The organism is Alteromonas sp. CNT1-28 (genome assembly GCF_022348345.1).
GTDB classification, from domain to species: Bacteria; Pseudomonadota; Gammaproteobacteria; order Enterobacterales; family Alteromonadaceae; genus Alteromonas; species Alteromonas macleodii.
Genome location: NZ_JAKREZ010000002.1, coordinates 1 through 26,015 on the forward strand (window position 1 = coordinate 1; position 26,015 = coordinate 26,015).

Annotated in this window: 21 protein-coding genes and 1 tRNA gene; 14 read left to right on the forward strand and 8 right to left on the reverse strand. The window is 44.0% G+C overall.

All coding sequences use genetic code 11. From position 1 onward, the window contains the following. The first annotated feature begins 219 nt into the window (after window positions 1-219). The 3 genes from MHN02_RS01690 to MHN02_RS01700 are packed head-to-tail and all read left to right on the forward strand — an operon-like array spanning window position 220 to window position 3,187. A complete protein-coding gene (locus MHN02_RS01690; protein ID WP_239244297.1) occupies window positions 220-1,095 on the forward strand; it encodes a BadF/BadG/BcrA/BcrD ATPase family protein in 876 nt (291 codons plus the stop codon). Continuing rightward, window positions 1,092-2,234, forward strand: a complete 1,143-nt coding sequence (gene nagA, locus MHN02_RS01695; protein ID WP_168532594.1) for an N-acetylglucosamine-6-phosphate deacetylase — start codon at window positions 1,092-1,094, stop codon at window positions 2,232-2,234. Before MHN02_RS01690 ends, nagA begins: the two co-directional genes overlap by 4 nt. A 47-nt stretch (window positions 2,235-2,281) precedes the next feature. Continuing rightward, entirely contained in the window at window positions 2,282-3,187 is a 906-nt protein-coding gene (locus tag MHN02_RS01700) for a hypothetical protein (RefSeq protein WP_014975796.1), read from the forward strand. Between the two features lie 96 nt (window positions 3,188-3,283). Here MHN02_RS01700 and MHN02_RS01705 read toward each other — a convergent pair whose 3' ends face one another. After that, window positions 3,284-4,876, reverse strand: a complete 1,593-nt coding sequence (locus tag MHN02_RS01705) for an ABC-F family ATPase (protein ID WP_014951404.1) — start codon at window positions 4,874-4,876, stop codon at window positions 3,284-3,286. 99 nt (window positions 4,877-4,975) lie between these two features. Beyond that, window positions 4,976-6,658: an alpha/beta hydrolase gene (locus MHN02_RS01710; RefSeq protein ID WP_232300911.1), complete on the reverse strand. Its 1,683-nt coding sequence runs from the start codon at window positions 6,656-6,658 to the stop codon at window positions 4,976-4,978. A gap of 501 nt (window positions 6,659-7,159) precedes the next feature. Between MHN02_RS01710 and MHN02_RS01715 the strand changes: the two genes are divergently transcribed. The 6 genes from MHN02_RS01715 (at window position 7,160) to MHN02_RS01740 (ending at window position 15,997) form a co-directional block, all read left to right on the forward strand. Next, window positions 7,160-7,540, forward strand: a complete 381-nt coding sequence (locus MHN02_RS01715) for a PA2779 family protein (protein WP_014951406.1) — start codon at window positions 7,160-7,162, stop codon at window positions 7,538-7,540. 4 nt (window positions 7,541-7,544) lie between these two features. Further along, window positions 7,545-8,474, forward strand: a complete 930-nt coding sequence (locus MHN02_RS01720; protein ID WP_014951407.1) for a PA2778 family cysteine peptidase — start codon at window positions 7,545-7,547, stop codon at window positions 8,472-8,474. Window positions 8,475-8,553: 79 nt separating this feature from the next. Continuing rightward, window positions 8,554-8,964 carry a hypothetical protein gene (locus tag MHN02_RS01725; protein ID WP_014975798.1) on the forward strand — a complete coding sequence of 137 codons (411 nt, stop codon included), beginning with the start codon at window positions 8,554-8,556 and terminating at the stop codon, window positions 8,962-8,964. Window positions 8,965-9,157: 193 nt separating this feature from the next. After that, window positions 9,158-12,586, forward strand: a complete 3,429-nt coding sequence (locus MHN02_RS01730; RefSeq protein ID WP_239244299.1) for a M36 family metallopeptidase — start codon at window positions 9,158-9,160, stop codon at window positions 12,584-12,586. A gap of 332 nt (window positions 12,587-12,918) precedes the next feature. Further along, the gene (locus MHN02_RS01735) at window positions 12,919-14,013 is read left to right on the forward strand and encodes a mechanosensitive ion channel family protein (RefSeq protein WP_014975800.1); all 1,095 of its coding nucleotides are present in this window, start codon (window positions 12,919-12,921) and stop codon (window positions 14,011-14,013) included. 436 nt (window positions 14,014-14,449) lie between these two features. Further along, window positions 14,450-15,997, forward strand: a complete 1,548-nt coding sequence (locus MHN02_RS01740; RefSeq protein WP_014975801.1) for a pectate lyase — start codon at window positions 14,450-14,452, stop codon at window positions 15,995-15,997. A 120-nt stretch (window positions 15,998-16,117) separates the two neighbouring features. Here MHN02_RS01740 and MHN02_RS01745 read toward each other — a convergent pair whose 3' ends face one another. From MHN02_RS01745 to MHN02_RS01765, 5 genes are all read right to left on the reverse strand, one after another. Next, window positions 16,118-16,696, reverse strand: coding sequence for a porin family protein (locus MHN02_RS01745; RefSeq protein WP_014975802.1), 579 nt, complete (start codon window positions 16,694-16,696; stop codon window positions 16,118-16,120). 170 nt (window positions 16,697-16,866) lie between these two features. Next, window positions 16,867-18,042 carry an MFS transporter gene (locus MHN02_RS01750; RefSeq protein ID WP_239244301.1) on the reverse strand — a complete coding sequence of 392 codons (1,176 nt, stop codon included), beginning with the start codon at window positions 18,040-18,042 and terminating at the stop codon, window positions 16,867-16,869. 160 nt (window positions 18,043-18,202) lie between these two features. After that, window positions 18,203-18,279, reverse strand: a tRNA-Ile gene (locus MHN02_RS01755). Window positions 18,280-18,405: 126 nt separating this feature from the next. Beyond that, a complete protein-coding gene (locus MHN02_RS01760) occupies window positions 18,406-20,691 on the reverse strand; it encodes a choice-of-anchor B family protein (protein ID WP_239244303.1) in 2,286 nt (761 codons plus the stop codon). Beyond that, the gene (locus MHN02_RS01765; RefSeq protein ID WP_239244305.1) at window positions 20,627-21,160 is read right to left on the reverse strand and encodes a hypothetical protein; all 534 of its coding nucleotides are present in this window, start codon (window positions 21,158-21,160) and stop codon (window positions 20,627-20,629) included. Before MHN02_RS01765 ends, MHN02_RS01760 begins: the two co-directional genes overlap by 65 nt. Before the next feature lie 83 nt (window positions 21,161-21,243). Here MHN02_RS01765 and MHN02_RS01770 point away from each other — a divergent pair, with 83 nt between their 5' ends. From MHN02_RS01770 to MHN02_RS01780, 3 genes are all read left to right on the forward strand, one after another. Beyond that, on the forward strand, window positions 21,244-22,053 hold the full coding sequence (locus MHN02_RS01770; protein ID WP_239244307.1) for an MbnP family copper-binding protein: 810 nt from the start codon (window positions 21,244-21,246) through the stop codon (window positions 22,051-22,053). Further along, a complete protein-coding gene (locus MHN02_RS01775) occupies window positions 22,044-23,174 on the forward strand; it encodes an MbnH family di-heme enzyme (protein ID WP_239244309.1) in 1,131 nt (376 codons plus the stop codon). The genes MHN02_RS01770 and MHN02_RS01775 overlap by 10 nt, the downstream gene beginning before the upstream one ends. Before the next feature lie 154 nt (window positions 23,175-23,328). Next, entirely contained in the window at window positions 23,329-23,658 is a 330-nt protein-coding gene (locus MHN02_RS01780) for a hypothetical protein (protein ID WP_014948463.1), read from the forward strand. A 48-nt stretch (window positions 23,659-23,706) separates the two neighbouring features. Here the strand turns inward: MHN02_RS01780 and MHN02_RS01785 are convergent, their stop codons facing one another. Next, entirely contained in the window at window positions 23,707-24,366 is a 660-nt protein-coding gene (locus MHN02_RS01785) for a hypothetical protein (protein ID WP_014975806.1), read from the reverse strand. A gap of 312 nt (window positions 24,367-24,678) precedes the next feature. Between MHN02_RS01785 and MHN02_RS01790 the strand changes: the two genes are divergently transcribed. Then, a complete protein-coding gene (locus MHN02_RS01790) occupies window positions 24,679-25,005 on the forward strand; it encodes a DUF3718 domain-containing protein (RefSeq protein ID WP_239244311.1) in 327 nt (108 codons plus the stop codon). A gap of 152 nt (window positions 25,006-25,157) precedes the next feature. Then, window positions 25,158-25,919, forward strand: a complete 762-nt coding sequence (locus MHN02_RS01795; RefSeq protein ID WP_014948466.1) for a LytTR family DNA-binding domain-containing protein — start codon at window positions 25,158-25,160, stop codon at window positions 25,917-25,919. Window positions 25,920-26,015 lie beyond the last annotated feature (96 nt).

Here is a 26,015-nt window from a genome sequence, read left to right on the forward strand (position 1 = left end):
AATTGACTTCACGAAAAAGCCGAATATATGGCAGCAATGAATCACGTTATTAAATCAACACGGTGTCTTGCAATCGGAGAGGGTCCATATATGGTATAAGGGCCTTCAGGTAACGTGAAAGGCTGCATTACTGGCAAGAAAGCAAGTTATTCTGTTAAATCGGTGTGGTAAAGTGCATACAACAAGTTGTATTGAATAGTTTAGAGAAGCAGGTAACCCGTGAGTTACAAATATGTAGTGGGTATTGACGGTGGTGGCACCCGGTGCCGAGCATTGTTGCAAGATATTGATGGCAATACATTAGGTGAAGGGGCGGCAGGCCCTGCAAATATAATGACCAACCCCGAACAAGCAATGGGGTCGGTAATAGACGCAACGTTAGACGCAATAGAAAGTACTGCGATGCCGATTACATGCGAAGAAGTGTTGCTAGCTGCTGGATTGGCAGGGGCGAATATTCCGCAAGCAAAGCAGTCTTTTTTGGCGTTAGACAACCCATTTGCCGATACCGTGGTAATAAGTGATTTACACGCCGCTTGTTTGGGCGCGCACGAAAATCAGTCTGGAGCCCTTATTATTTGCGGTACTGGTTCAGCGGCAACCCGTTACGACAAGGGTGTGTTCACTGACAAAGGTGGTTACGGCCTGCAAGTTGGCGATGATGCAAGTGGTGCGTGGTTGGGCTTATCAGCTATAAAGCATGTACTGCTTTCTTATGACGGCGTAGAGCCCGTTAGTGAATTAAAGAAGCGAATTTGTGAGCACCTTAATTTAGCGTCACCTCAGCAATTAGTGACCTTGGTGGCAAATTACAACGCTGCAGATTTTGGTGATATTGCCCCAGTGGTTATACAGGCTTATCGAGACCAGTGTGCCGCCGCGACCTCTCTTATTCGAAAGGGAGCAAATTACCTCAATCAGTTGGGTGAAGCATTGATTAATCAGGCTTCTACATTGCCGCTATGTTTGGTTGGCGGTCTCGCTGATGTTTACACGCCTTTACTTTCGTCTTCTATCTCTTCTAATTTAACAGCGCCGCTAAAAAGTGCTGAATATGGCGCTATCAGCTTTGCCAAAAGAGTAAAAAGCGAATGATAGAATCAATTACTGTCGAGCAGGTTTTAACGCCAAAAGGTTGGCTTGAAAACCAAACCATTACTGCTGATAGCGGCAAGATAGTCAGTATTAGCGATGCGACCTCAGCAGAGCTCAATAGTATTTACAACGGAAAGCTCATTCCCGGTTATTTCGACACGCAAGTGAACGGCGGTGGTGGTGTGCTTTTTAACCATAGCCCTTCTGCCGCTATAGTAGAAACCATGGCGCTGGCTCATCTTCGTTTCGGCACAACGTCCATGTTGCCAACTATCATTACCGATAATGCTTCAACAATGGCTCAGGCGGCGGATGCCATTGCGGAAGTAATGGCGGGCGGCCCAGAGTGCATTAAAGCGTTAATAAAAGGGATTCACTTTGAGGGGCCCTTTTTGAGTAAAGCAAAAAAGGGTGTGCACGAAGCACAATTTATAAGAACGCCTTCTGACGCAGAGCTTGCAACCTTATGTCGCAAAGATATTGGTAAAGTCTTACTTACTGTCGCACCAGAAACGGTGAGTACTAGCTTCATAAAAGAAATGGTTGCTGAAGGTGTTGTGGTTGCAATTGGGCACACCAATGCCAGCTATGAGCAAGTTCAGGCGGCTATCGACGCGGGAGCTACAGGCTTTACGCATTTGTACAACGCTATGTCTGCATTAACCTCCAGGGAGCCAGGAGCCGTTGGTGCCGCGTTGCTTAATGACAGAGTATATTGTGGTTTTATTATCGATCATCACCACTTACACCGCAAAAGTGCTGAGTTGGCATTAAACGTGAAAACTGCCAACCGCGCCTTGTTGGTTACCGATGCCATGGCGCATGTGGGCAGTGATATTGAGCGTCTTCACTTTTTTAATACCGAGATCGTTAGGCATGGCGATAAACTTACTACGCCAGACGGCAAAACACTGGCTGGCTCGTGCTTAGATATGCATAGTGCAGTTTTGAATACGCACAATGATTGCGGTGTAACGTTAGAAGATGCGAGCAAAATGGCGAGTGCCACGCCGGCTCAATTTATGGGGCTAGAGAGTGACATAGGCAGCATTACAGAAGGTCAGCGCGCAGACTTTTTACTGCTTAATTCCGCCAATGCACTGACCCACGTTTTCAGTAATATGAGAATGGTCTTTTAGGTAGAAATTTAGTATTAACTTAAATGGCTTTGAAATAAGGAAGTGTTATGAAGTTTGTGACAAAGTTTACTGTTCTGTTAGCCGTATTAATGTTGGCTGCAGGGTGTGTTACGCAACGAGGTATGGATTCTGGCGAAAGCGTTCCTTCTCAACCTAAGAGCGAGGAAGCCACGCCAACTGAAAGCACAGAGCAAGAAGATGTGGTGCAAGATGGCGACAGCGTAAATGATGGAACCACGAAAGGCGAATCGACTAAAGAGCCAGTTAGCAAGCCAGTTGCTCCACCAAAACCAAAAGTTGGGGTATGGGTTAGCGCTAAAAATTTTCCCACTCACACGCATATCGGTACCACTAAATTTAACAATTTTACGAAAGAATATAGCTACGACTGGCAATTGAACAACACGCTGTATAGCACATTCAAAAAAGCCATTGAGCAAAACAGTCGTTTCACTGCGGTGGATATCTCTTCTTTGGTTGACGATGCAGGCGCCCTTGATTTCGTGATGGGTGAAGGAAATAACGGGACGTTCAATGACAAACAAAACACGTTAAGAAAATCGTTGTTAGACAAAGGCATTGCCACTGTGATTATCGTTGAAGAAGCGCCGACGGTGGCTATTACCGAGTGCGGTACTTATGGATGTTCAGAGCATCAAAGCAAAGGGTTCGGACTGTTTACGCGTAGTTTTTTGGGTACCGATCACTATATTGCTTCGGCAAGCTTTAACGTTAGTATTGAGCGTTTAGACAAGCCAGTTGATATCTTAACGCTGCCAGTGTTTACCGAATTTCAAGATGATGCGCTAAAAAATGAGCGTGTTGAAGATTTCACACCGCCAGATAACTTTGATGAAATAACGGAACAAGAGTTAGCGCCAATTAAAAATACGATTGTTAACTACTTTGACCGCTTAGCGACAGCGGTTGGCAAGTATTTATCTGGTCAGTAAGCTTTTAATATACTGAAACAAAAAACGGGCACTTAAATAAGTGCCCGTTTTGTTATGTGGCTCACTTCATCTATTGATGAAGGCATCGATATATAATTACGCGTTTTCTTTATGCGCCAAAAACTCTTCGTAGTTTCCATCGAAGTGATTCAGTTTCTTGTCTTTAATTTCGATGATTTGCGTCGCCAGTGACGAAACGAATTCACGGTCGTGACTAACAAAAATAACAGTGCCATCAAACTTGTATAGCGCATTGTTCAAGGCTTCAATCGACTCCATGTCCATGTGGTTAGTGGGTTCATCCATTACCAATACGTTGATGTCTTGAAGCATTAGCTTTCCGAACAGCAAACGGTTTTTCTCACCACCAGAACATACCTGCACGCGTTTGTTGAAGTCGTCAGACGTAAATAGCAAACGTCCTAACATACCTTTTATTTGCAGGTCATCGTGTTTGGGGCTACGCCATTGGCTCATCCACTCAAACATAGTGATATCTTCGGCAAAGTATTTAGCGTTATCCTGCGGAATGTAACCAATCGCAGCGTTTTCAGCCCACTTATAGCTACCTGCGGTAGGTTCAATGTCATTAACCAAACACTTCAAAAGCGTGGTTTTGCCGGCCCCGTTCTCACCAATAATCGCCAAGCGCTGACCAGCTTCTAATAGCAAGTTCGCGTTATCGAATAACGGAAGATCTGGGTAGCTATGGCCTAGCTCTTCAAGAGTAATAGCAAGTCGGTGAAGTTTCTTATGTTGGTTAAACACAATATAAGGCTTACGACGGCTAGACGCTTTTACCTCAGCTAATTCAATTTTCTCAAGACGGCGGGCACGCGAGGTGGCTTGTTTCGCTTTCGATGCGTTGGCAGAGAATCGCGCTACGAAGCTCTGTAGCTCTTCGATTTCCGCTGACTTCTTAGCATTCTCTGCATGAAGCTGTTCTTGAACGAGCATGGCAGCTTGAATGTAGTCGTCGTAGTTACCCGGATAAACGCGCAGTTCACCGTAGTCGATATCGGCCATGTGCGTGCATACAGAGTTTAGAAAGTGTCTGTCGTGCGAAATAATAAGCATGGTCGACTTACGCTTGTTAAGCTCTTCAGCAAGCCAACTGATGGTGTAGATATCCAAGTTGTTGGTTGGTTCGTCTAGAAGCAGAATGTCAGGCTCGGCAAATAATGCCTGCGCCAAAAGCACACGTACTTTTTTACCGGGTGCAACTTCTTTCATTAGACCAAAATGATAGCTTTCGTCGATGCCAGCAGAGTTTAAGATATCGCCAGCGCGTGCTTCGGCGGTGTAACCATCCATCTCGGCGAATTGGGTTTCCAAGTCCGCTACGCGCATGCCATCTTCTTCGCTCATTTCAGCCTTGCTGTAAATGGCGTCGCGCTCTTGCTTAACTTCCCATAGTTCACGGTCACCCATGATAACGGTATCGACTACGCTAAACTCTTCAAACGCAAACTGGTCCTGACTCAAGATACCTAGCTTTGTGCCTGGCGCCATAGAAACGTTGCCCGACGATGGAGTAAGTTTACCGCTTAGAATTTTCATAAAGGTAGACTTGCCACAACCGTTTGCGCCAATTAGGCCGTATCGGTTGCCGTTGCCGAATTTTGCGGAAATATTTTCAAATAATGGCTTAGAGCCAAACTGCATTGTGATATTTGCGGTGGTAATCAAAACAGGTATCCAGGGGTAAAACGATGAGAAGAGATAGTAGTGAAAGCGGTTGTCACTTCACTAATATATAAAAGCGCGCGCACTATAAGGAATTGAGGGCTACATGTCGAGGGAATTTTGAACAGTTTTTGCGCTGATGTGCTTTTGGCGAAGCTTATCAAGTATAAACTCGATTGCCTGAGTGCTTTTGAATGAGTTATGTGACGAGTTAACAATTGTTGTGTCTTTTGCGTCAGGCAAATATGCGCTGCTATAACTGACGACAGAATCAGTTATAGCAGCGCATTCTGTTTCTGACTGGCAATACAAGGTGCTGATTGAGCCAATAATAGAATAGCTCTCGCCTTCTACAGAAATGTCGGCTAACGCTGTCATCAGCGGGTGATTGGGGCGCAACACTTGGACGCTATCTGGCCCGTAGTTTTGCAAGAAAGGAAGCATAGCAGCGGTTAATCTGCTCACGCCTACTTTTTCGATAAAGTTTTTAAATAGCGCTTTAAAACTAAAAGGGAGTGTGATGAGTGAAGAGCCTAACGATCCTATAAGGCTATTAGCTATTTCTGAGCCTCGGTGTGGAGTGTCGAGAAAAAACACCGTATTCTCTTTATACACAGGACTAAATATAAATATATCTCGCAACATTTCATCGCCTTCAGCAAGTAGCGCTTCTGGAGGCTCTGTGAAAGTAGTATCCCATAACGTGTTATCTGAATGCGTTGAAATCAGCTTTGCGATTACGCCGCCCATACTATGCCCTATCAATACCGCAGATGAAGAAGCGCCTTCCGATGACGCTATCCGCTGGTTTAGCTTGTACAGTAAATTGCGAACTCGCATGGCGTTATAGAAAGGAGGAGGGCCTGATGGGTAGTACACGTGCAATATCTGATAGTGTTGAGATAATTCTTCGTCATTGAAAATAGCCATTGTGAGATACCGCCAAATTAGCGGGTCTGAATTGAGGCCATGAATCATAATAATCGGGGTTTTGACTGAAGAAAGCTCTCCAATACTAAAGACTCCCATTCTCTTTTCAGCGTCTTGTGCATTAATAAATCCTAGCCAGCTGAAATTATGGATGTCGGCATTTTGTAATAGGGAAAGGTAAGCGGCAGCAGGTGAGTACCGTTGCGTGTATGTGTTGTTTCCAACCAGTATTTCGGTAGGCACATCGACGTGTTGGGCTTGCAAGGATATGTGAATTCTAAGCCCTTTCAATGCAACCGACTCAACTTGAAGGGAGTAAGGCGAGTAGATACCTTCTAGTGGATAGTTTAGGTCAAGGCTACGGCCATTCTGTGCTTGGTTGCTAATTCGAGCCACTGCAGCACCGCCAAGTTCACCAAATACCTTAGGAGAGAGGCGAGCGTCTAAGGCTTCTATTTCTGAAACTAAAACGAGCTCGCTTGGGCCCGAGTAGTTAACCTGAATTAAGTTGTCAGTTGTATGTCTAAGACGGAATAACTTGTTTACTGCGAGGTTATACCCGTCGATCCCTATAGCACGATGCGCATCGGAAAGACTGTCTCTTTTCAACAAGGTAATGTAGCAATCGAGCGCAAGCGCGATATCTAATGTAGTACTTTGCTCGTACGACGTGCACCGAGCAGCCAGCTGTATGTTGTCCAAGTGGCTTAAGTCGGGCAAATAGCCATATCCATATGCACCTGCCAAAGACAAAGGGGATACTTTTTTACGTATAAACTTATCTGAACTGCATGCACTAATACAGCAGACAGTCGCTACCAATACCCAATAAATGAGATTCTGCTTGATGCGCATTTCACCCAAACGCTAAAAAAAGTATTAACCTTTTATAGCGTGTTTTTGTCAAAAATTGCACCTCAAACTTAACTCCGTACGGTATGAGGCGTGAAATAGGCGTTTCGAAACACCCGCTCATTCCACAGAGTGCCCCTTATTGTTTGTTGCTTCTTTTATATTAGTGGCAAGCAAATAATTCCAGCATAAAGAAAATATTACATAAAAGTCAGCGCGCGGTGATGCATCAATGCAGAATTAACGAACAAAGCTTTGATCTGCATTCTTCGTATAAAGGTCACTTAACTCGTTATTTTAAAGAGAAAAAATGGAATCTTGTCTATTATGAAGAAAAGGCATTTTTAGTTGGTCTTAATCTTGCTGTTCTTATCTACTGAAAATAAACCGCAGAGCGCAAATGCGTCTGCTGAATCAGTGCGAAGTTTTATTTCACTCTAGTTTATCGTGAGTTAGGTAACGCAAAAGAAGAATAAAACTGGGCATTATAAAGAGGGAAACATCATGAAATTTTTGAAAAAAATTGCGATTGGTTGCTTTTCGGCAACGGTTTTAATGTCAGGCAGCGTGCATGCAGAAGCAATTAGCTCAGATTCCGTAATGCAAACTCAAGCCGCTCACTACAATAAGCAGCAGCTAATTGACATGGTTAATCGTGCAGACGTGCAGAGTAAATTGGTTAGCTTAGGTGTAGATAGCAACCAAGCTATCGCCAGAATCAACGGCATGACCGACAGCGAAATTGCCCAATTAAATGATGAAATTAATCAAGCGCCAGCGGGTGGCGTTGTGGGCGCAGTGCTTACCGTACTTGCTATTATCGCAATTTTGGACCTAATTGGTGTAACTGACGTTTACCCATTTATTCGTCCAGTGAACAGCTAATTGAATGATCAATTCAGTTAAAAAGGCCTGCGCGTTAGCAGGCCTTTCGCTTCTATTTTTGCTTTCAGGCTGTCAGTCCACACCTCAAGCTGACAAGCTGCGGCAAGAGGGACTTGCCTCTTTACCTGAATCTCACACTATTCAATCTGTTCCGTTTTTCCCCCAAGAACAGTTTTATTGCGGACCTACCACACTATCTGAAGTGTTTGGTTATTATGGTGAAAGCACCTCTCCAAATGATATTGCGCCTAAGTTGTTCATTCCCAGTAAAGAAGGGAGTTTACAACTAGAAATGGTGAGCGCTACCCGACAATTTGGTTTTTTGCCATATTCTGACCGAGGGACTTTATCGTCAATTATGTCGTTAGTTAAAGACGATATCCCAGTGATTGTTTTTCAAAATTTGTCCATCCAGTTATTACCCCAATGGCACTACGCTGTTGTTATTGGGTTCGATAGTGATAAGGGGACGGTTACTTTACATACCGGCCTTACGCCTAATCACGAAATGTCGCTTGAGCTTTTTGAAAGAACGTGGGGAAGAGGAAATTACTGGTATTTGGCACCAGTTCCTCCTAATGTAACCTCGCCTGAGATGACACCGTTCACTTATGTAAGTGCGGCTTACGACATGCTTAAAGTGGGAGATAAAGCGCGTTCATTGGCGTTTTTGGAAACCGCGTCGCATACATGGCCAACGTACTGGTTAAGTTATTTCCTGATTGCTAATTATTACTTAGAGCAAAACGACAACCAAGCCGTGGCTTGGTTTGAGAAAGGCTATGAAGTGGGGCAGCACCAACATGTTTATGTTCACAACTACGTATTAGCTTTGCGCGAAAACAACATGCCCGAGAAGGCAAATACAATTCTAAAACAGGGGCTTGAACGCTTTCCCAATAACGAACCGCTGTTAACATTGGCTGAGAAATAAACCTAAACTTTAAGAGTATTCGCATTTACGAAAACTTATCGTCTACTATTAACCTAGGAAGTAATTGTGAAAGTAGGCTATGCCAAAAATACTGAGCTCATCAACAATTTCGTACGAGAACGGGGTAGTCACCACTCGACTCTATGGCGCGTTTAATGAAAAAAGTGCGGAAGACTACAGCGATCGTCTTTTTAAACTAGTCATAGGACTGAATCAACGACCCTTTTCCCTTCTGGCAGATATTAGCCAAGTTGAAGGTGCAACTCCTGAGGCCTTCGACATACTCAAGCGTATTATAAAACGGCTCCCTGATATGGGATTAATCGCGAAAGCTTATGTTTATAAAGAACCTGTTATACGTGGAATAATGTTTCAGAGGATCCCCGAGCTCAAAAGTATGGATTATCTTTTTTTCACAGATATTGACGAAGCTTCTTCGTGGTTGTCTCGCGAATATGAACGCAAACTATCTCTGCTCTCTGATTCCTAATTAGCCTGTAATAAGTTAATAGCGCAATTAACTATCTCATTTCCCACATCTGGTTGGTGCAGTTAACTCTAGTGGTTAACCCCTATGGTGGATGGGCGTTTTTTGCTCGATCCTAATTTGGTTAACGCTATCTAGTCGTTGCTCAGTATTAACGCTGAACGCATTGATAGCTCCAAATTTTAAGGATTGAATAATGAAAAAAAGAACCCTTATATATGCTGCGGTAGCAGCGGCTTTACCTTTCGTAGCAAGCGCCTCCAAAGTACACGCACCCTTAGATACTTCATCGCACCGCATTGCTGAAATAAATCTGACTGACAATGTTGTTAACCCGCCAGCAAACAGCTTGTTTCAAATGGCGTTAGACCAACTGCAAACCACATTCCCATCATCTACATTACGAACAGCTAATGGTCATTTAGATAGTGTTTTTGGTATTGCCATTGATGTTTCAGGCACGTCGCCTGAACAGATGGGGTATGACTTTATTAGTCGACATTCTGCTCTTTTAGGTGGGCTAAGTGACGGGGATTTTGTTTTTAACCCTCACCGCAGCAAATCAGCATTGGGTGGTCATTTAGTGAGGTTTGACCAAGTCATTGATGGTGTAAAAATCAAAGATAGAGGTGTCGGCCTCTTAATCGATGAGTCTCAGGTGGTGAGAGCGCTGTTTGCCGATACAGCTATAAATACGCCTATTGCTAACTCTCAGGTTCTTTCTGCTAATAGCGCGATCAGCGTGGCAACTGCCGATTTAGCGTCTTACAAGCGAGCATTGCCAATAGAAGCTCTTGATGTACTGAACCCCGCTTTTTCTCAAATAGAAAAAAGCCTTGGCATTTTCGCCAAGCCAGTACCACAGAAAGTGGTGGTACAAGATAACAATAAACTGAAACTCGCATGGAAGTTCTTCTATTACTCTTCAAATCCCTTTGGTGTGTTTGAGTATGTCATCGATGCCCAGTCGGGAGACATTCTGGCACGTAATGATCGGGTCAAAACCATTCTTCCTTCAGGTGAAAATGAAGTTACGCAAACGGGGCAGGTTGGCTTAGTTCAGCAGACTGCGGATTATTTCCCAACATTTCCACCCATTACGCGTTCAATGCAAAGTGAATGTTTGATAGAGGACGATGCAGGTGGCTACACCGGCAAACCGAAAGGGATGGAACGCATTAATCTACGTAAGTTTGACGATTCTAACTTAGTGACGGGTGTTGAAGGTTTGCTTACAGGTAAGCACGCGCTTATTGAAAGCGCGATGCTGACAAAAGGGCCTTTTCCACAAGCGGCAACGGGTACGTATCACTTCAGCGAGGATGCTGCCATAGAGGCAAGACCTGTCGAAGATGATCATGTAACGCCTTCTACGGCACATCACATTGACGGCATCAGCCAGTTTATTTACATCACCACATTGCTCGAATATTTAGATTACCTTCATAAAGGCGGCGATGCTGTGCATAGTCGTGGCGTGGGCGATGGCTCGTTTCCAAATAGCTACCCTAACGAAGCGGTACCGTTAACTGGTGTGGTACATATTCCAAATGTGCTCGACCCACCAGATAATCCAGCAGATCCTGAGTTTATGGCTAAGCTATTGGGCTTGGACAACGCATTCGCAGTGCCGTTATCACAGGAAATTGCAGGTGAAGAGGTCGTGGTTAACCCGACAGCTTACGGCCATGGTTACTTATTCAACAACCTAGCAATGGATTTCTCGGTTCCCATTCATGAAGGCACCCATGCGACAATTACCCCTATCGCAGGTTTTGAAGGCGAGCCAGAAGGTGGCGCGCTTAACGAAGGGCAAGCCGACCTATGGGCATACACGGTAGGCGAAACACCAGATTTAGGTACTTACCCCGTTAATTCGTGCGATTTACGAAAATTCTTAAGAGAGCAGGGGGTTAATCCCGACTCATTTGAGTTTATTCGTTCTGCACAGAGCCAAATTCGTTATTCGCAGTTAGGCACAAGAGACAACGCATTTGAAGTGCATCGTGATGGAGAAATTTACGCGGGTGCAATGTGGGACTTAAGAGAGCTTATGGTGGCGCTGCAGCCTAGACAAGATTTCGTTCGCCCCGATCCAGTTACCGGCGATCCTACCCAAGAAACTAGCTTGGGCAAAGAAACGTGGGAACGTATCTTCCTAGGCTCAATGTACGTGCTAGGGGTATCTGCGCCAGATACCTTCGTGCGCGCACGGGATGCAGTGTTAATTGCCGATGCCGCCTTATATCCTACCGATCCTTTAGATTTAACTTCACCAGGTCGTCATCATGCATTAATTGAGCGTGTTTTTGCTGCCAGAGAGCTAGGTGCAAACGCGAAAGCACCGTTAGGCGGTCGACAGACTATATCAACGGCAGTGAGCGAGTTTACGGCTACCCAGGCTAAGCCATCGACACCAGACGCTATAGACGCGCATATCATTTCTGATGACGCGATTGAAATTACGTGGGAAACCGTACCTGACGCTTTTGCTTATCAATTGCTAAAACGCAAAAAAGGGTCGAGTGCGCGTTTGTTTACGGGTGTATCAACCCGAGAATACTTTGACGGCGACCTCACATTCTCTGGCTTCACCCATGTTGAATTTATTGTGGGCGATAATCGCTACATAGACAAAGGGCAAGGTTTAGGGCGTGGTGCAGGTCAAGGCATAGACTCGTTTGACTATGAATACGTAGTACGTGCAATCAGCCTTAACCCTAATCAGCAAGTTGGTTTTTCTAATATGTCAGGGATTGCTTCAACCGGCTTAAACACGGTGGATGTGAGTGAGCAAGTTGACTACAAGGTGGGTAATGTAAACTACAATAACGGTATCTTTGCCTTTGATATTGCGTTGATAAATACTGGCGACGAGAGAATTTACGGTCCAGTTGATTTCGATATTACTCATATTAGCAATGGCAGTATTACCGTATTGAATGCAGATAATGGTGGCACTGGTCAAAACGGCAACATAGCAAGGTTCCGTTTCGATCAATCGCTAGATGTAGACAGAACATCTGCACTGCGTTATCTAAAGTTTGATAACCCAAATGGAAAACTCTTTACGTTCCAAGCGCGGATCAGCGGCTACGAAGCTGGCGCTTCGTCAACCGGTAGAGGAGAAACGCCTACCTTTGATACGTCTGAGCCAAAAGAACAGTCTGTGGTTTACCATAATATTGAGGAGCACACGGGTGTTGTCTTAATTGGTGCAGCGGATGAAGCATTGGTTGATGGCGTTGACTATGTTGATATCCCGTTTACAGCGCTGCCTAGTGCATCAAGTGTAGTTGCAACGCTGAGCGCTGATGTTGAGGTAGTAGCGGTGCCAGATCTTGACTTTGAACTGCTCGATGCCGAAGGCAATATTATGGCGAGCTCCGGCAACTTGGGCTCTAATGAGCAAGTTGGCGGTGGCATTGTCCCCGGAGAAACCTATCGGGTTCGCGTGAATGGTTGGGCTAACGGCCCGACGTCATACCGGGTTGTTATTGATCAGTTTGTAAGTGATATTAACGACGCAAACGTTGATCAAAATGGTAATGCGACAACGGGAACAGTAACGTTTGAGTTTAATCCCGTAACAGGGAAAGTAATACCTTTGAACTTACTTAATTAGTCGCCCGTGAAAACACGAAGAATCTAGGCTAACTAGAAGAAAGGTCACCTACCAACAACTGCCTTTCTAAAGGCCTATAAAACAAACCAAAGCCCCATGTTGTGAAAACTGCATGGGTTTTTTTTATTAAACTCGCCCTCCGGGAAGGTCTGGCAAGTATCCTAGCTTCGTTCATTCCCGCGCTTCGCTAGGAAACTTGCCTGCGCCTTCTGAGTGGGCAATTATCTATGCGGATTGATATAACTGGTGCACCTTTTGCCTCTTCTTTCACGTACTAAGGTGTAGCTAAAAATAAAAAGTGCCTACTCATATATGCAGGAGCCCCGTCAGCCGTGGACAGCACTCAACTTCTTGAAAACCAGCAGGCAATAGCAATAGCCGGATTAGTAGGCGTTGTTATTGTGCTCTTCATTGTTAAACGACTTATTTTGGTGCGTTTGAAAGCTAAAGCGCGTTCAGAAAACAGCAGTATGTCTGATATCTATCGCGTGCTTGTGCTGTCGTTAAATGCCCCACTTAATTTGCTTATCTGGGTTATTTTCCTGCTGTTGGTTAAAAGTATTGTTTCAGTATTTCAGATAGAAGATGAAGGGGCGATTAAAGCGCTATCCATTGTTATCGAAGCTGGCCTCATCATTACTTTATTTCTCTTCTTCGAGCGTTTTGTCACTTACTCGTTGAGTCGTTATCGCGACCAGTCAACCATAGTTAAAAATACCAGCGCAATTGCCGGTGGAGCAGTTAGAGCGCTTTTCGCTGTATTAGCAATTTTGATTATATTAAGCACCATGGGGGTGTCGGTAACACCCATTGTTGCATCGTTAGGCATTACTTCGCTCGCAGTAGCACTAGCGCTACAGCCAACGCTTGAAAACTTCTTCTCGGGTATTCAGTTGGTAATGGATAAGCCCATTCGTATAGGCGACTTCATCGAGCTGGATTCCGGAGAACAAGGTTTTGTAGAGAAAATAGGATGGCGCTCCACGTGGGTTAGAATGCTACCTAACAACATCGTGATCATGCCTAACAGTAAGTTGTCTAATTCAAAGTTGATTAACTACTACTACCCTGAACGCGAACTGTCGGTGCCTGTTGAAGTTGGCGTGCATTATAGCTCTGATTTAGAGCATGTTGAAAACGTATGTTTAGAGGTTGCCAATACTATTCTAGAGCAGCACGAGTTTGGTGTTGAAACTTATCAACCTTTTGTTCTGTTTCACACTTTCGACAATTCTAGTATCAACTTAACAGTGATGCTGAGAACCCGTGAATACTTTAACCGCTTCTTCATAAAGAGCGCCTTTATAAAAATGCTTAAAAAGCGTTTTGATGAAGAAGGGATTGTCATTCCATTTCCAATTACTGCGCTTAACCTAGAGCAGGAAGGTGCAGCTCAATCCACAGAGAATTTAACGCCCAAAGCTTAAAAATCTCGCTAAATATGACTTGAGCAAATGATGTCCTAGACTTCTGACGGGGAGTTTTCGCCAAAAATAGTCAACATGCGTTTATCCGTATCGCTCTCTTTTCTATACACCGTTGATTTTCACCGAGTGATTTTTGACTTCTCAAAAGATACCGGTGGCAATTTGGGTTGTATTTCTCTTTTCTATAAAGGAAATTAACTTTAGGTTTTTCAAGGTTATACCGCTTGTTGTATGTTTTTTGTTATATTTATTAATAATTTGTTATTAATGCGATTGTTAATTATTTTCTTTTGCCTGCTACTATCTTTTTGCTACCGGTGGCAAATGGGCGGTAATTGAGTTTCTTTAGTTCGCGTGTAAAGAAGAACTAATTGATGTTGTCTTGTTGAGTAATTGAAGCAGTACGCCCTTCTAATTATTAATCTAAGGACAAAAAATGAAAAAGAACTTACCTATATTTCAATCGACGATAATTGCATCATCAATTGCCTTTGCCGTCTCTACGTCTGCAGTTGCTTCAGGTTTTCACACACAGAATGGAGGCACGACAGGCGGTCAAGGTGGACAAGTAGTACAAGCTTCTACGGGTAAACAAATTCACGAAGCATTGTGTAATAGAAACACCTCAGAAACGCCAATCATTATTCAAGTCTCGGGTACAATCAATCATGGTAATACTGAAAAAGTGTCTGGAGACAGCTGTAATACCGCAGAAGACAAAATTGAGTTAAAAGACATCGCGAATGTGACACTTATTGGTGTAGGCGGTGGCGCTACATTCGACCAGCTAGGTATACACATAAGGAATTCCCAAAACATCATTATAAGAAACGTTCATGTTAAAAATGTCAAAAAATCGGGCTCACCCACGTCAAATGGCGGAGACGCGATAGGGATAGAAAAAGACGTTCGCAACGTATGGGTTGACCACGTAACCTTAGAAGCTAGTGGTGGTGAGAGTGATGGTTATGACGGCTTGTTCGATGTAAAGGATAACTCGAAATACATCACCTTATCTTACAGCATTTTACGTAACTCAGATCGAGGCGGTCTGGTAGGTTCAAGCGAATCACAAGTTAATAACGGTCCGATCACCTATCACCACAATATCTTTGACAATTTGAACTCGCGCGTTCCCCTTGTAAGGGGGGCAACAGCTCACATTTACAATAACTACTATGACGGCGTTCGCTCTTCAGGGATTAATTCCCGCGCAGGAGCCGAAGTCAAAGTAGAAAACAACTATTTCGAAAATAGTAAAGATCCACTGGGTACGTTTTATACAACAACTGACGGTTATTGGCAGGTTGCGGGAAACACTTTCGGAAGTGGCGTAACGTGGAGCGACTCAGACAGTGACTATGAACCTGCAGGGCCAAACGTTCAATCTACAGCATCAATATCTATTCCCTATAGTTACTCGCTAGATGGGGCATCTTGTATACGAGATATTCTTGAGAGCACCGCTGGTGCCAACAAAAATCTTGCAGTATCAGACGGTAGCTGCGGTTCAACTGGTGGCGGTGGCGATACCGGAGGTGGTGATACAGGAGGTGGCGACACAGGGGGAGGTGATAATGGTGGCGGCGATGATAACTCAGGAGGTAATCCGCCAAGCGGCACCAACTTAGCGTTAAATGCACAATCTGACGGTAGCTCTAAGTACAGTGGAACAAGTTACGGGAACGTAAGGGATGGGGATGTATCTACTTACTGGTCTCCGAGCGGAACGACGGGAAGAATTAGCATCAAACGCTTGAATACGACAGTAAATACTGTACGGGTAATTGAGACCTCTTCTACTCAAGGTGCGGTAACATCATGGCAACTTGTGAACAATGACACAGGCAGCGTATTGGCATCAGGAAACTCAATTCCAAGTACGATTTCGTTTTCAAATACCAATTTGGATAAAATCAACTTTGTCATCGATTCTGCAACACAACGACCACAAATTGCAGAGTTTGAGGTGTATTTAGATTAAGTCGGTTGCGCTTGTTCTAAACCTTTTTAGGTGACTCTCAGTGAGAGTTTATTTAACTCAATAAAAAAGCCACGTTGTGTAACGTGGCTTTGTTGCGAGTACGTTAACCCATCAAAGGTGTTAGAAGGTGTAACGTGCAGATACGCCTAGTAGGTCAACATCATCAGCTATAACGTAAGTTGCGCCGAAAGAGAATTGTGGTGTAAAGAAATAGTCTGCGCCAATTTCAAAAGCTGTTTCGTCGTCTTCAATGTCGATATAGCGGATAGCACCGCGAAGCTCAAATTGCTCTGACAGCATTGAACGAATACCGGCAGTAATGCCATAGCCATTGTCGTCAGCTTCAGCAGAAGCGAAGCTTGAGTCTAGGTCAATATCTACATACTCATACGTCAACTCACCAAAAAAGTCGGTTGTTGTAGTTAAACCATAGCGGTAACCAACCCCTGCAGAGATATAGTCAAGTTCACCGTCAACACCATATTCGTCTTCACTCAACTGACCATAACGACCTGTCAGGTATACATTTTCGTTAAGTGATTTGAAGCCTTGAATTTGAAAACCGGTAGGCTCGAAGTCGCCTGCGTCTTCAATATCTGCTTGTACGTATCCAGCTTTAACGAAGTCATATGAAGGCGAAGCTGCGAAAGCATTTAAAGAAAGCGCGCCAAAGATACTGGCGAGAATAGTACGTTTCATTGTTTCTAATATCCTTTTAACAATAATTACTCCCAACCACTTCGGGAGCCTCATCATTATGGGGATGGATTTTAGAAATCAAACGGGCAACACGACTCGATTTTCACTATTCAACACCTTAAGTGGTGTACGTTTTATCAATACAACGGCATTGCCGTACAAGAGCTGAGTTAATTCCTCTTCAGTGTTGTACAGATGAGGATACTTGCAACGCTTAAGCCGCAAGAGGACAAACAAAAAGAAATGATAGGTTCTAGGGTAATTAAGGTCACCGCGTAAGCGCCTATTGCTGCCCCTGTTAGGTGAAAAAAGCCGGTTAGTGCCGCTAAAAAACCTGCGGATTTATCAGAGTAGCCAAGCATGATAGTTACGCTGCAGGGCATTGCGATGCCAATAAAAAAGAAGGTGATATAGCAATAAGTCAAAATACCCATTAACCCTTTTATTGCGAAGGGGGAAATAAGTAACCAAAAAAGCACTGAAAGCACAGCGATAAACAAGCTTGAATACTTGAATTTAAACAATGGTGAAACAGAGGCTAGTCGAATATTGATTATGCTTCCCATCACAAAAGACAGCGTGGCTAGAAGCGAATATACCGAGAACACAGTTTTGGTGAGTCCGAATTGCTGCATTATCATTGATGGCGAGATGGTAATGAAGCTAAACACAATGCCATAAAGTAGTCCGCTGGCCATCCCCACTGAGACGATTTTCATCATTGTGCTTTTAATAAGCGCTAAAGTATCGCTAAAGACGTTCTCTGAGGTTGTCGGCATATACAGTTTGAGGGTGGTGGAAACTGAAAGCAGTAAAAGTAAGGCGAATACTCCCATTACTAGTACAAAATAAAAGATAGATGAAACTCCGAAGGACTCGCCTATTAGTGTACCTACTAGTGGCGCTATTGCTGGCGCGATAGCGAATGCAATGTTGATAAATGAAAGTGAAACATTCAGCTGCTTTTCGCTAAATATCTGACGTGACAGTCCGCGCGATACTGAAACGCCAACCCCACCGCCTAAGCCTTGAATGACTCTTCCTAAAAGAAAGGTATTTTCTTCGGTGGCAAGTGCCACCGTAAGCGTACCGGCGATGAATACAAAGACTCCATACAGTAGAAACTTTTGTTTGTTTAGGTAGTCGCAGGCGACACCAGACACTAACTGCGAAAGTGAGAACGCGATAAGAAACACGGCCACGCTTTTTTCAATTATTCCCACATAGCTGTCGTATATAGCAGCCAAGTCAAAAAAGAAGGGGCTATAAATGCTGGTAGAGAGTTGGCCAAGAATAGACAAAATGGTGAAGGTTACCGTCAGCGAATAAAACGTATGGCGTGACATGGTGTGCTTCATCCAAGGGGAACCAAACTATGGGTAAAGAGACAGTGCAGTTAGGCTACAGATTTGGTGTTACAGTTTTAATAAAGACGCTTTTTTTGAATTTGAGAAAACTGATATCGTGATGATATAAGCGAGTGGTGACTAGTAATTCTAGAAAAAATGGTGGCCCCACCCTGACTTGAACAGGGGACCTGCCGATTATGAGTCGGATGCTCTAACCAACTGAGCTATGGGGCCATTTTGAGATGTGCTGTGCAGTTTTCTATTGCAAATTGCTATGCATAACAACCACAAGCGAGCGCAAGTATAAGCAGTTTTATTTGCCTTGTCACGCCTCGCTGGTGGCTTTGTGATTTGTTTGCTTTATTTTTGTTCACTAAGCTGTAGTTTATGTGCCTTGTTTGGCAATTTTACACGTCGCCACCCAAGAGCAAATGCCAAGCCTAACATGCTAAACAGAGTCGTAGAACCGCCTCCACCAGAGCTATTTGAATTAGTATCCGTTGGCAAGCTCACTACACTTTCGTTTACGGTAACAGTAACGGTGTCGCTGGTGCTAACTCCAAACTCATCCGTTGCAGTTAACGAAAAGGTTAAATTGCTTTGAGATGATGGGGCGGTAAAAGACATGGTTAATGTATCTTCATTTCTGATGGTAACCGTGTCGCCGGCGGTTTGCGTCCATTCTACGCTTGTTAACGCGCCTTCGGGGTCTTGGGCGCTTCCCGTTAATTCAACGCTGGCTCTTACATCGGTTTCAACATCTGTTCCTGCGTTTACCACAGGGGCTTGATTGCTCTCATCGTCCTTTATCGTAATCAGCGTTTCTACCACACCACCTAGAAGATTGGTGTCTTGTGCAGCAAGTACTAAACGAAATTGTTCGTTGTCTTCTTCGATAGTATCGTTAACAAGCGCTATATTTACAGTCTTCGAACTGGTATCGCCGTCGCTCCAAGTTAGCGCGCCGCTTTGGCTGACAAAGTCTTCATCGCTCAGTGCTGTCCCGCTTTCCAGTGAATAATTCACACTTACTTCGCCTTCACTTCCACCTTGGCGAACAATGTTTAACGCAAATTCAGAGTCGGTCTCTAAAACAGCGAGTTCGCCAGCGCTTAATTCAATTTTTCCTTGTTGGGCAGCACCGTTAATAGTGACTTGAGCATAGCCGCTACCAGAGGCGATACCTCCTCCTTGCGGGTTAAATAGTCTAACGAAAAATACCTCATTGCTTTCGTTATCTTCATTAGCACTTACGCTTAACGTAATATTTTTAGCCTGTGTTTCAGATGCACCCCAACTGAGTTCTCCAGGCGCTAACATTACATCACTGCTGGTGGCTGAACCCGCTATTACTTCATACGCAACTGTCATAGCCCCGGTACCTGTCTTATTAACAGGAAGGCTTAAGGTTGTATCAGCATCCGTTTCATAATTAGCCTGAGAGAAGCCCGCAACTGTTGTTGCGCTTAACGTATTGTCTTTTAATACAAACAAACCGCGCTGAATATCACTAACCAAAATATTACCGCTAGGTAGAAACGGGTATACGCCCCACGCACCATTAAAGTTGGTGCTGTTAAAAGCAGGGTAGGTGTCGAAAAAGCCTGCTTCTACAGGCGCGGTAGGATCTGAAATGTCTAGTACCGTTAAGCCACGCTCATAGTTAGACATATAGTAGCGGTTACCTCTTACGTAGCCATTGTGATCGATAGTGCCGTTGTCACTGGTCCAAATGCTGGCAAGCACAGGTGTTGTGAGTGATGAAATATCAAAAATCATAACCCGGGTATTTAAGCTGAAGTTTCGCTCGTCCAACTCATCGTGAACAAAGGCATATTGCTTGTCTTCACTAAACCAACCGCTATGGGTGTAGGCAACCTCGTTATAACTAATACTACTTAGTTCAGAGGTACTATTTGTGTTCGTGTGATCCCAAAGGCGCATTGCATCTTCATTGAAGTCAAGCATAACCGTACATCCATCAGCCGTAGCATTCACACAGTCAATTTGCGCTCTTGCGTCGGTAACGCGCATAGATGACGCATCATGCGTATAGTCGGCACGTGTAAGACCGCTAGGTATGTAAGACGCGGTTGGTGTTTGAGGTGAGGTTAGCGTATATGAACGAAAGGCTCCGCCGTTACTATCCTGACCAACCAAATGTAGCTGAGGCGCAGCGTCATTTAACGGTGTGTTTAGCGTGTAATCTACGTTTGAGATGTAGATATTGTGTGCACGGTTATCGTCGTTAATCCGCTTCGTTAAGCTAATACCATTAGGGAGGTCGTTAAGGTCAATGATGGTAAAACCTTCTGTTACGCTATCGGCACTGGCATAGGCATACGCTTTAAAACGCCCCGCAGCGCTATCGAAATACTGATAGACCTTAATGTCGCGCCATGTCGTACTTTGACCGGTAATTTCACCCACTACTACCGGCGCTGTTGGCTCGGTTACATCTACAACGGCAATGCTGGCCTGCATGCCAACAATGGCATATTCTCTACGGTTGTTTAAATCGACGTGCCCCCAAATATCGTTGGTACTATTTGATACCGACGACAATACGTTAACAGGTACGTTAGAGAGTAGATCGATATTGGCTGCATGGGAAGTCGGCAGCCGTGCCATCTGTGCAAGCTTCATTTGCACTGACTTCGGTACTAAGGACCATGTGCGATGATGCCTGTGCTTGAAAGGAAGACGCGGCTTTTCCGTCAGTTATACTATCGAACCCTTTTTCATAAAGGGCTTCTGATAAATAGGTAGGCACATTAACTAGTGTAGTTTTGTGCAAGGCAGGCTTCTGTGCCTGGTAATGATCTTCACGAGAAAAGCCTCCTAATACGGGTAAAAGACTGTCGTTTAGAACTTGTGCATGCTGAGCGTTGTCGAAATAATATTGGCCTTCAGCAACGAGAATTTTGTCGCCTTTATTGGCCTGTCGCGCGGCATAGCTCAACGTTTTACAGGGCCTGAAACGGTTGTCACACTTGCCCGCGTCCACGCCGTCTTCGGCAACAAAACGCGCTTTGTCATGGTCTGTGTGTGCTTGTGCACCTTGACTCACAAATGCTAAAAGCAGCACTATTAGCGTTAATGGGAATGCATTCATCTTGTCGTCCGCGCAAGTGTGTAATTAGAAAAAGGTAGTTTGTATAAAAAACTACCAGATATCCAAAGGAAGTACATACGTAAATGAAAATGCTTTTTCGCATGAGTGTCATGCCTTCGTTACTCTTTGCGGCGCTAGTGTCGTTAACCGGCTGTGATGTCATTAACCTCAAAGGAAGAGAGCCTGGTGAAATCCCGTTTAAGTTGGTGGGAGTCGATACGGGGGCATGTCCAATGATCATGAGTATTGGACAACAGCGATGGAATATAGACTACTTCGGTTTTTACCTTAGCAAGCCAGAAGTGCGCATTGATGGGAAGTGGCAGCGGGTTAAGTTTAAACAAACCCAATGGCAGACGCAGAATATAGCATTGCTAAAGTTTCACAATAAGTGCAACAATCCTGATGATGCCAATAGCAAAATTGTATTAGATGTATCGGAAGAGCTTTTAAAGCTGTCCACAAACTTGCGCTTCACTATGGGTCTTCCCTTCGACGATAATCACGCTAACCCGCTTACACAGCCTTCGCCATTGAATGACAGTACAATGTTTTGGAGCTGGCAAAACGGTCATAAGTTTTTGCGACTGGATGTGTCTAAAGGCTCAGAGGAAACACGCAAATGGTCTTATCATTTAGGTAGCGTGGGTTGCGATTCTGAATCAGCAGTCAGGCCACCTGAAAAATCGTGTGCTTTCACAAACCGGGTGGAGTTTATTCTGCCGATGACCCAGCTTGATACTGATTTAGATTTGGAAGTATCGGTGTCTAACATTGTTGCGCAAGTTGATATAAACGAAGCGCCAAGTTGTATGTTCGAGTCTCCTGAAACTGAGCCCTGTAAAAAGCTCATTCAGAATTTAGTGCACAGGCCTTGGATTAAGTGGCAGTAGCGGCACTTTTAATTTGCACTAGAAGACGAGCTCTGCTCGCTTTCAAGGCGGCAATTATCGCTCATGTTGTAATGATTTTAGGAGCGTGCAGTAAATCGCCCACGCCTTACACTTGGAATTTGCCTCACAATATTCCACCGCCTCCCGTTCCCGCAGACAATCCTGTGACCGAAGAAAGCGTAATTTTGGGAGAGAAGCTTTTCTTTGATAAGGGCTTAAGTGCTAACAACACGGTTTCATGCAGCAGCTGCCATGAACCAGAGCATGCTTTCTCTGAACCTAAGACGGTTTCAGTAGGCGCGAATGGAGACGCGCTAAACCGTAACGCATTAGCGCTAGTAAACGTGGCTTATAATGCATCCTTCACTTGGGCGCATAACAATTTAGAAAGTATAGAAAAGCAGTTGATGATCCCGCTTTTTAATGAACATCCTGTGGAAATGGGCGTTACGGGAAATGAAAAGCGTATATTAAAGGGCTTTGAGGGCAGCGAATATCGAGCGCTGTTTGAAGCGGCTTATGGTGATGATACACCCAATTTAAATAATATCGTAAAGGCGCTTGCTAGCTACGTGAGAAGTTTAGTGTCGTTTAATAGTGCTTTCGATAACTACGCTTACGCTCAAGATGACGATGCACTAACCGCCCAGCAGCTTGAAGGTTTGAATCTGTTTTTTTCAGAGCGCACTGAGTGCTTTCACTGCCACGGAGGTCTGAACTTTACTCAATCGTCTAAGCATAGTTTTCAACCTTTTGCGGCTCAGCCTTTCCACAACACTGGCCTGTATAACGAAGATGGGAAGGGCAGTTATCCGGAATCGGACATGGGGCTTTACAGCGTTACTCACAATAAACAAGACATGGGGAAGTTTAGAGCACCTACTTTGCGCAATATAGCCCTTACTGCGCCCTACATGCATGATGGCAGTATTGCCACCCTTGATGAAGTCATTGAGTTTTATGCTCGTGGGGGAAATCTGGCTGAAAGCCCTAACCCTTACCGCAGTCCGTTTATAAAAGGCTTTACGATTTCTGAAGATGAAAAGGCGGCGTTGGTTGCATTTTTGCGCAGTTTAACCGACGAGCAATTTGTAAAAACACACACTACACGCAAAAATTAGCGATTTATTGCTCATTTTGTGTAATTTATGTTTATACTTTGCACACATATATCAACCAAATGCTTATGTGCTGATTGTTAACATCGTGATAAACTCAATCACTTACATTCTTTGTTAATAACTATAAAGCAGGTGAGCGGTCGCGGAGATGAGAATGACTGAAAAACCCTTCATTACAAGTGGTCGAAATACCATCATTCATAAAATAAGAAAATTAGATCTATTGGTGATCAATGGTGATGAACATCCGCCAATTCTTGTTACTTATAAAGGTATTAAGCAGTACGAAGGCAAAGTGCCTGAAAACAAGCGCGATGCCAAGATGATGGACATGGAACTAGTAGATGTAACTACTAGCGATGTGTTTGGCGACGAAAAAACATTATTGTTCGTACAAACCCTAAATGGGAAAGAGTATAAAATCGATTACTCTAAAATTGGGACGAGCATGTTTATTAAGATTCACCAAGACAGTATTTTCTAAAACTCACCTTACCCCATATTGGGGTAGATGTGTTTTTAATTAATGGGGTTAGGCAATCTGGCCCCAGTTATCTGCCTTGAGTGAATTGAACCCTCCAATTACCCTTCCTTTTCCTTTAAGCTGTACGTAACGCTTTTTGAAAATGTTAAACCGGCAGATGTCCACTGGCGTGACTTCCGATGCATTTACTCCACTTACAACACCTGCAGTCTCCAACCCCTCAGCAATTAACTCTGAACAGAACCAGCTATTAAAGTCTTCTTGATTGTAGCTTATGCTGCCGAACAGGGGATGTTCATCAATCGCGTCCACTGCTGAGCCGAATAGCTGTAGCACGTCGTAAGGTTTCCCGTCTTGTTCAAACATGAAGTTAAAGAAGTCTCGCTTATTTTGCTCAAAGATACTTCTTGACGCGCTAGACAAGGGCAGCCACCAAATATCACCGTCATAAGATGCTACTCGCTCGCTTAGTCTATTGGTCATTACCCCTCGCTTTCCTTTATACGATGTTGCTTCCATGACTTGATTAAAATATCGATTAGAATCTTCATCGCGCATCTTCGTTTGCATAACTATTGCCACATGCGTTACCGCAGAGCGTGTCGTGAGTTTGGTCCAACGAGAAAATAAGCTATTGCCGCCAAATGCGATGATGTCACCAGGCTGCATATGCTCTCTAATAAGGTGATATTGTTGCTGCTCTAACATGGCTCTTCCTTGAATACGTGTTAAAAAATTAGATTGTTGTCTGCACCGCTAGGCGGGCAAGAGTATTTGCTTATGATTTTCCACTTTGCAATGTATGCATTTATAAGAATGTTGCAAAGTGTGTGTTAAGTACGACTAATAACAGTTTAGACCGATTATTAAACCTTAGCTTTTGTGTACTTGTCGCAACGTCTCAAATAGCGGTGCTTTAACGTTTTTATAGCGTGAATTTTACAAAGTTTCACTAATTTAATGGTGCGGGGACAAAAGAGGTAGTCACCGCGTTGCCGAATATTATCAGAGGAACTTGTTATGTTTATGTCACGCCGTGTTACCCAACTTGCTTTACTAGGAATAACCTTGTCGCTTACTGCAACAGTAGCGAATGCCGCCCCGTATCCCAAGCATGTAGAAAGAAACTTAATTGCAGTGTGTGAAGCGGTAAAAAGCGATAGCCGTTTGCGATTGCATCGCGCCGTGAAAGCGACGGGTTTTAAAATGCGATATATCCATGAAGGATTAGTGTGCAACGGGCAAGACATGCTTACTTTTGCACTTACTCATAATGCATCTAAAAACGCACAGCTGATTGCTCGTCGCATTAATGCTAGCCCTAGTGTATTAACAGCAAAACGCTAATGAAGAGTTTTCTACCCTGGCGATTGGGCTATGCAGCTTATAGCCCCTTTTTCGCTTATTTTTACTTTTCGCTGTCTTCATCCCATCACTTATTAAGAGTGGGATAAATAACGCTGACAGCTATTACTGCTTGCACTTGCAAGGGATCGCAGATGATCGCACTGGTTTTTTTACACTCTGTTTCTATGCAAAACTCACTTTGCAAAATGCTAGAAAAGCTAGACGTATTCAGTCACGTTTATGGCGCGCAATCGGTAGGCCATTGTCTTGCGTTAGCAGAGAAATATCCTCAGTCCATCGGTTTCTATTCAGTCTCTCAGTCAAGTCGAAACCTTGCATCACGGTATTGGCTTGCAGTAGGAAATAAAGACGAAGAAGCGCTGTTAGCCTTTTCTCATAACGCGTCAGGATTTGTTAAATCACCACTTGAAGAACCCCAAGTATTAAACGCTATAGAGCATGTCAAAACCAAGTACCATTTTTATGAACGGGACTTTCAATTCAATATGCTGGTAAAGGGACTTTGTGAACAATATGGGGTGTCTGAACCTGCGCTTCTAGCTACATTGCGCCAGCAATTGAACAAAAGTGTTCAGCCAAATGTTGTAGGGATACGCGCTGAAAACGGGTGGTGTTGCTTAAATCCAGCAGAGATTAAATGGATTGAAGCTGCAGGTGACTACATGTGTGTTCAAACGCTATCAGAAAGCTACGTTGTCCGCACAACCTTGTGTGAATTACTTAAGCGTTTGGGAGAGCAGAATTTTAAACGCTGTAACCGCTCTGTGGCGGTCAACGCAAAACATATCGCGCACCTGGAACAAAAACTCAATCAGCAGCGAGTTGTCATGCAAGGTGGCGAAGCGTTCAAGATTACTCACAAGTATTACTATCAGTTTTGGCTAACAGACTGAACGTCAAATCGCATTTCAGTGCAACATTCTACTATACGACCATGGTACTGCTGGTGGTCTAACTCGCTTATCGTTACACTTACTCACTGAATTTTG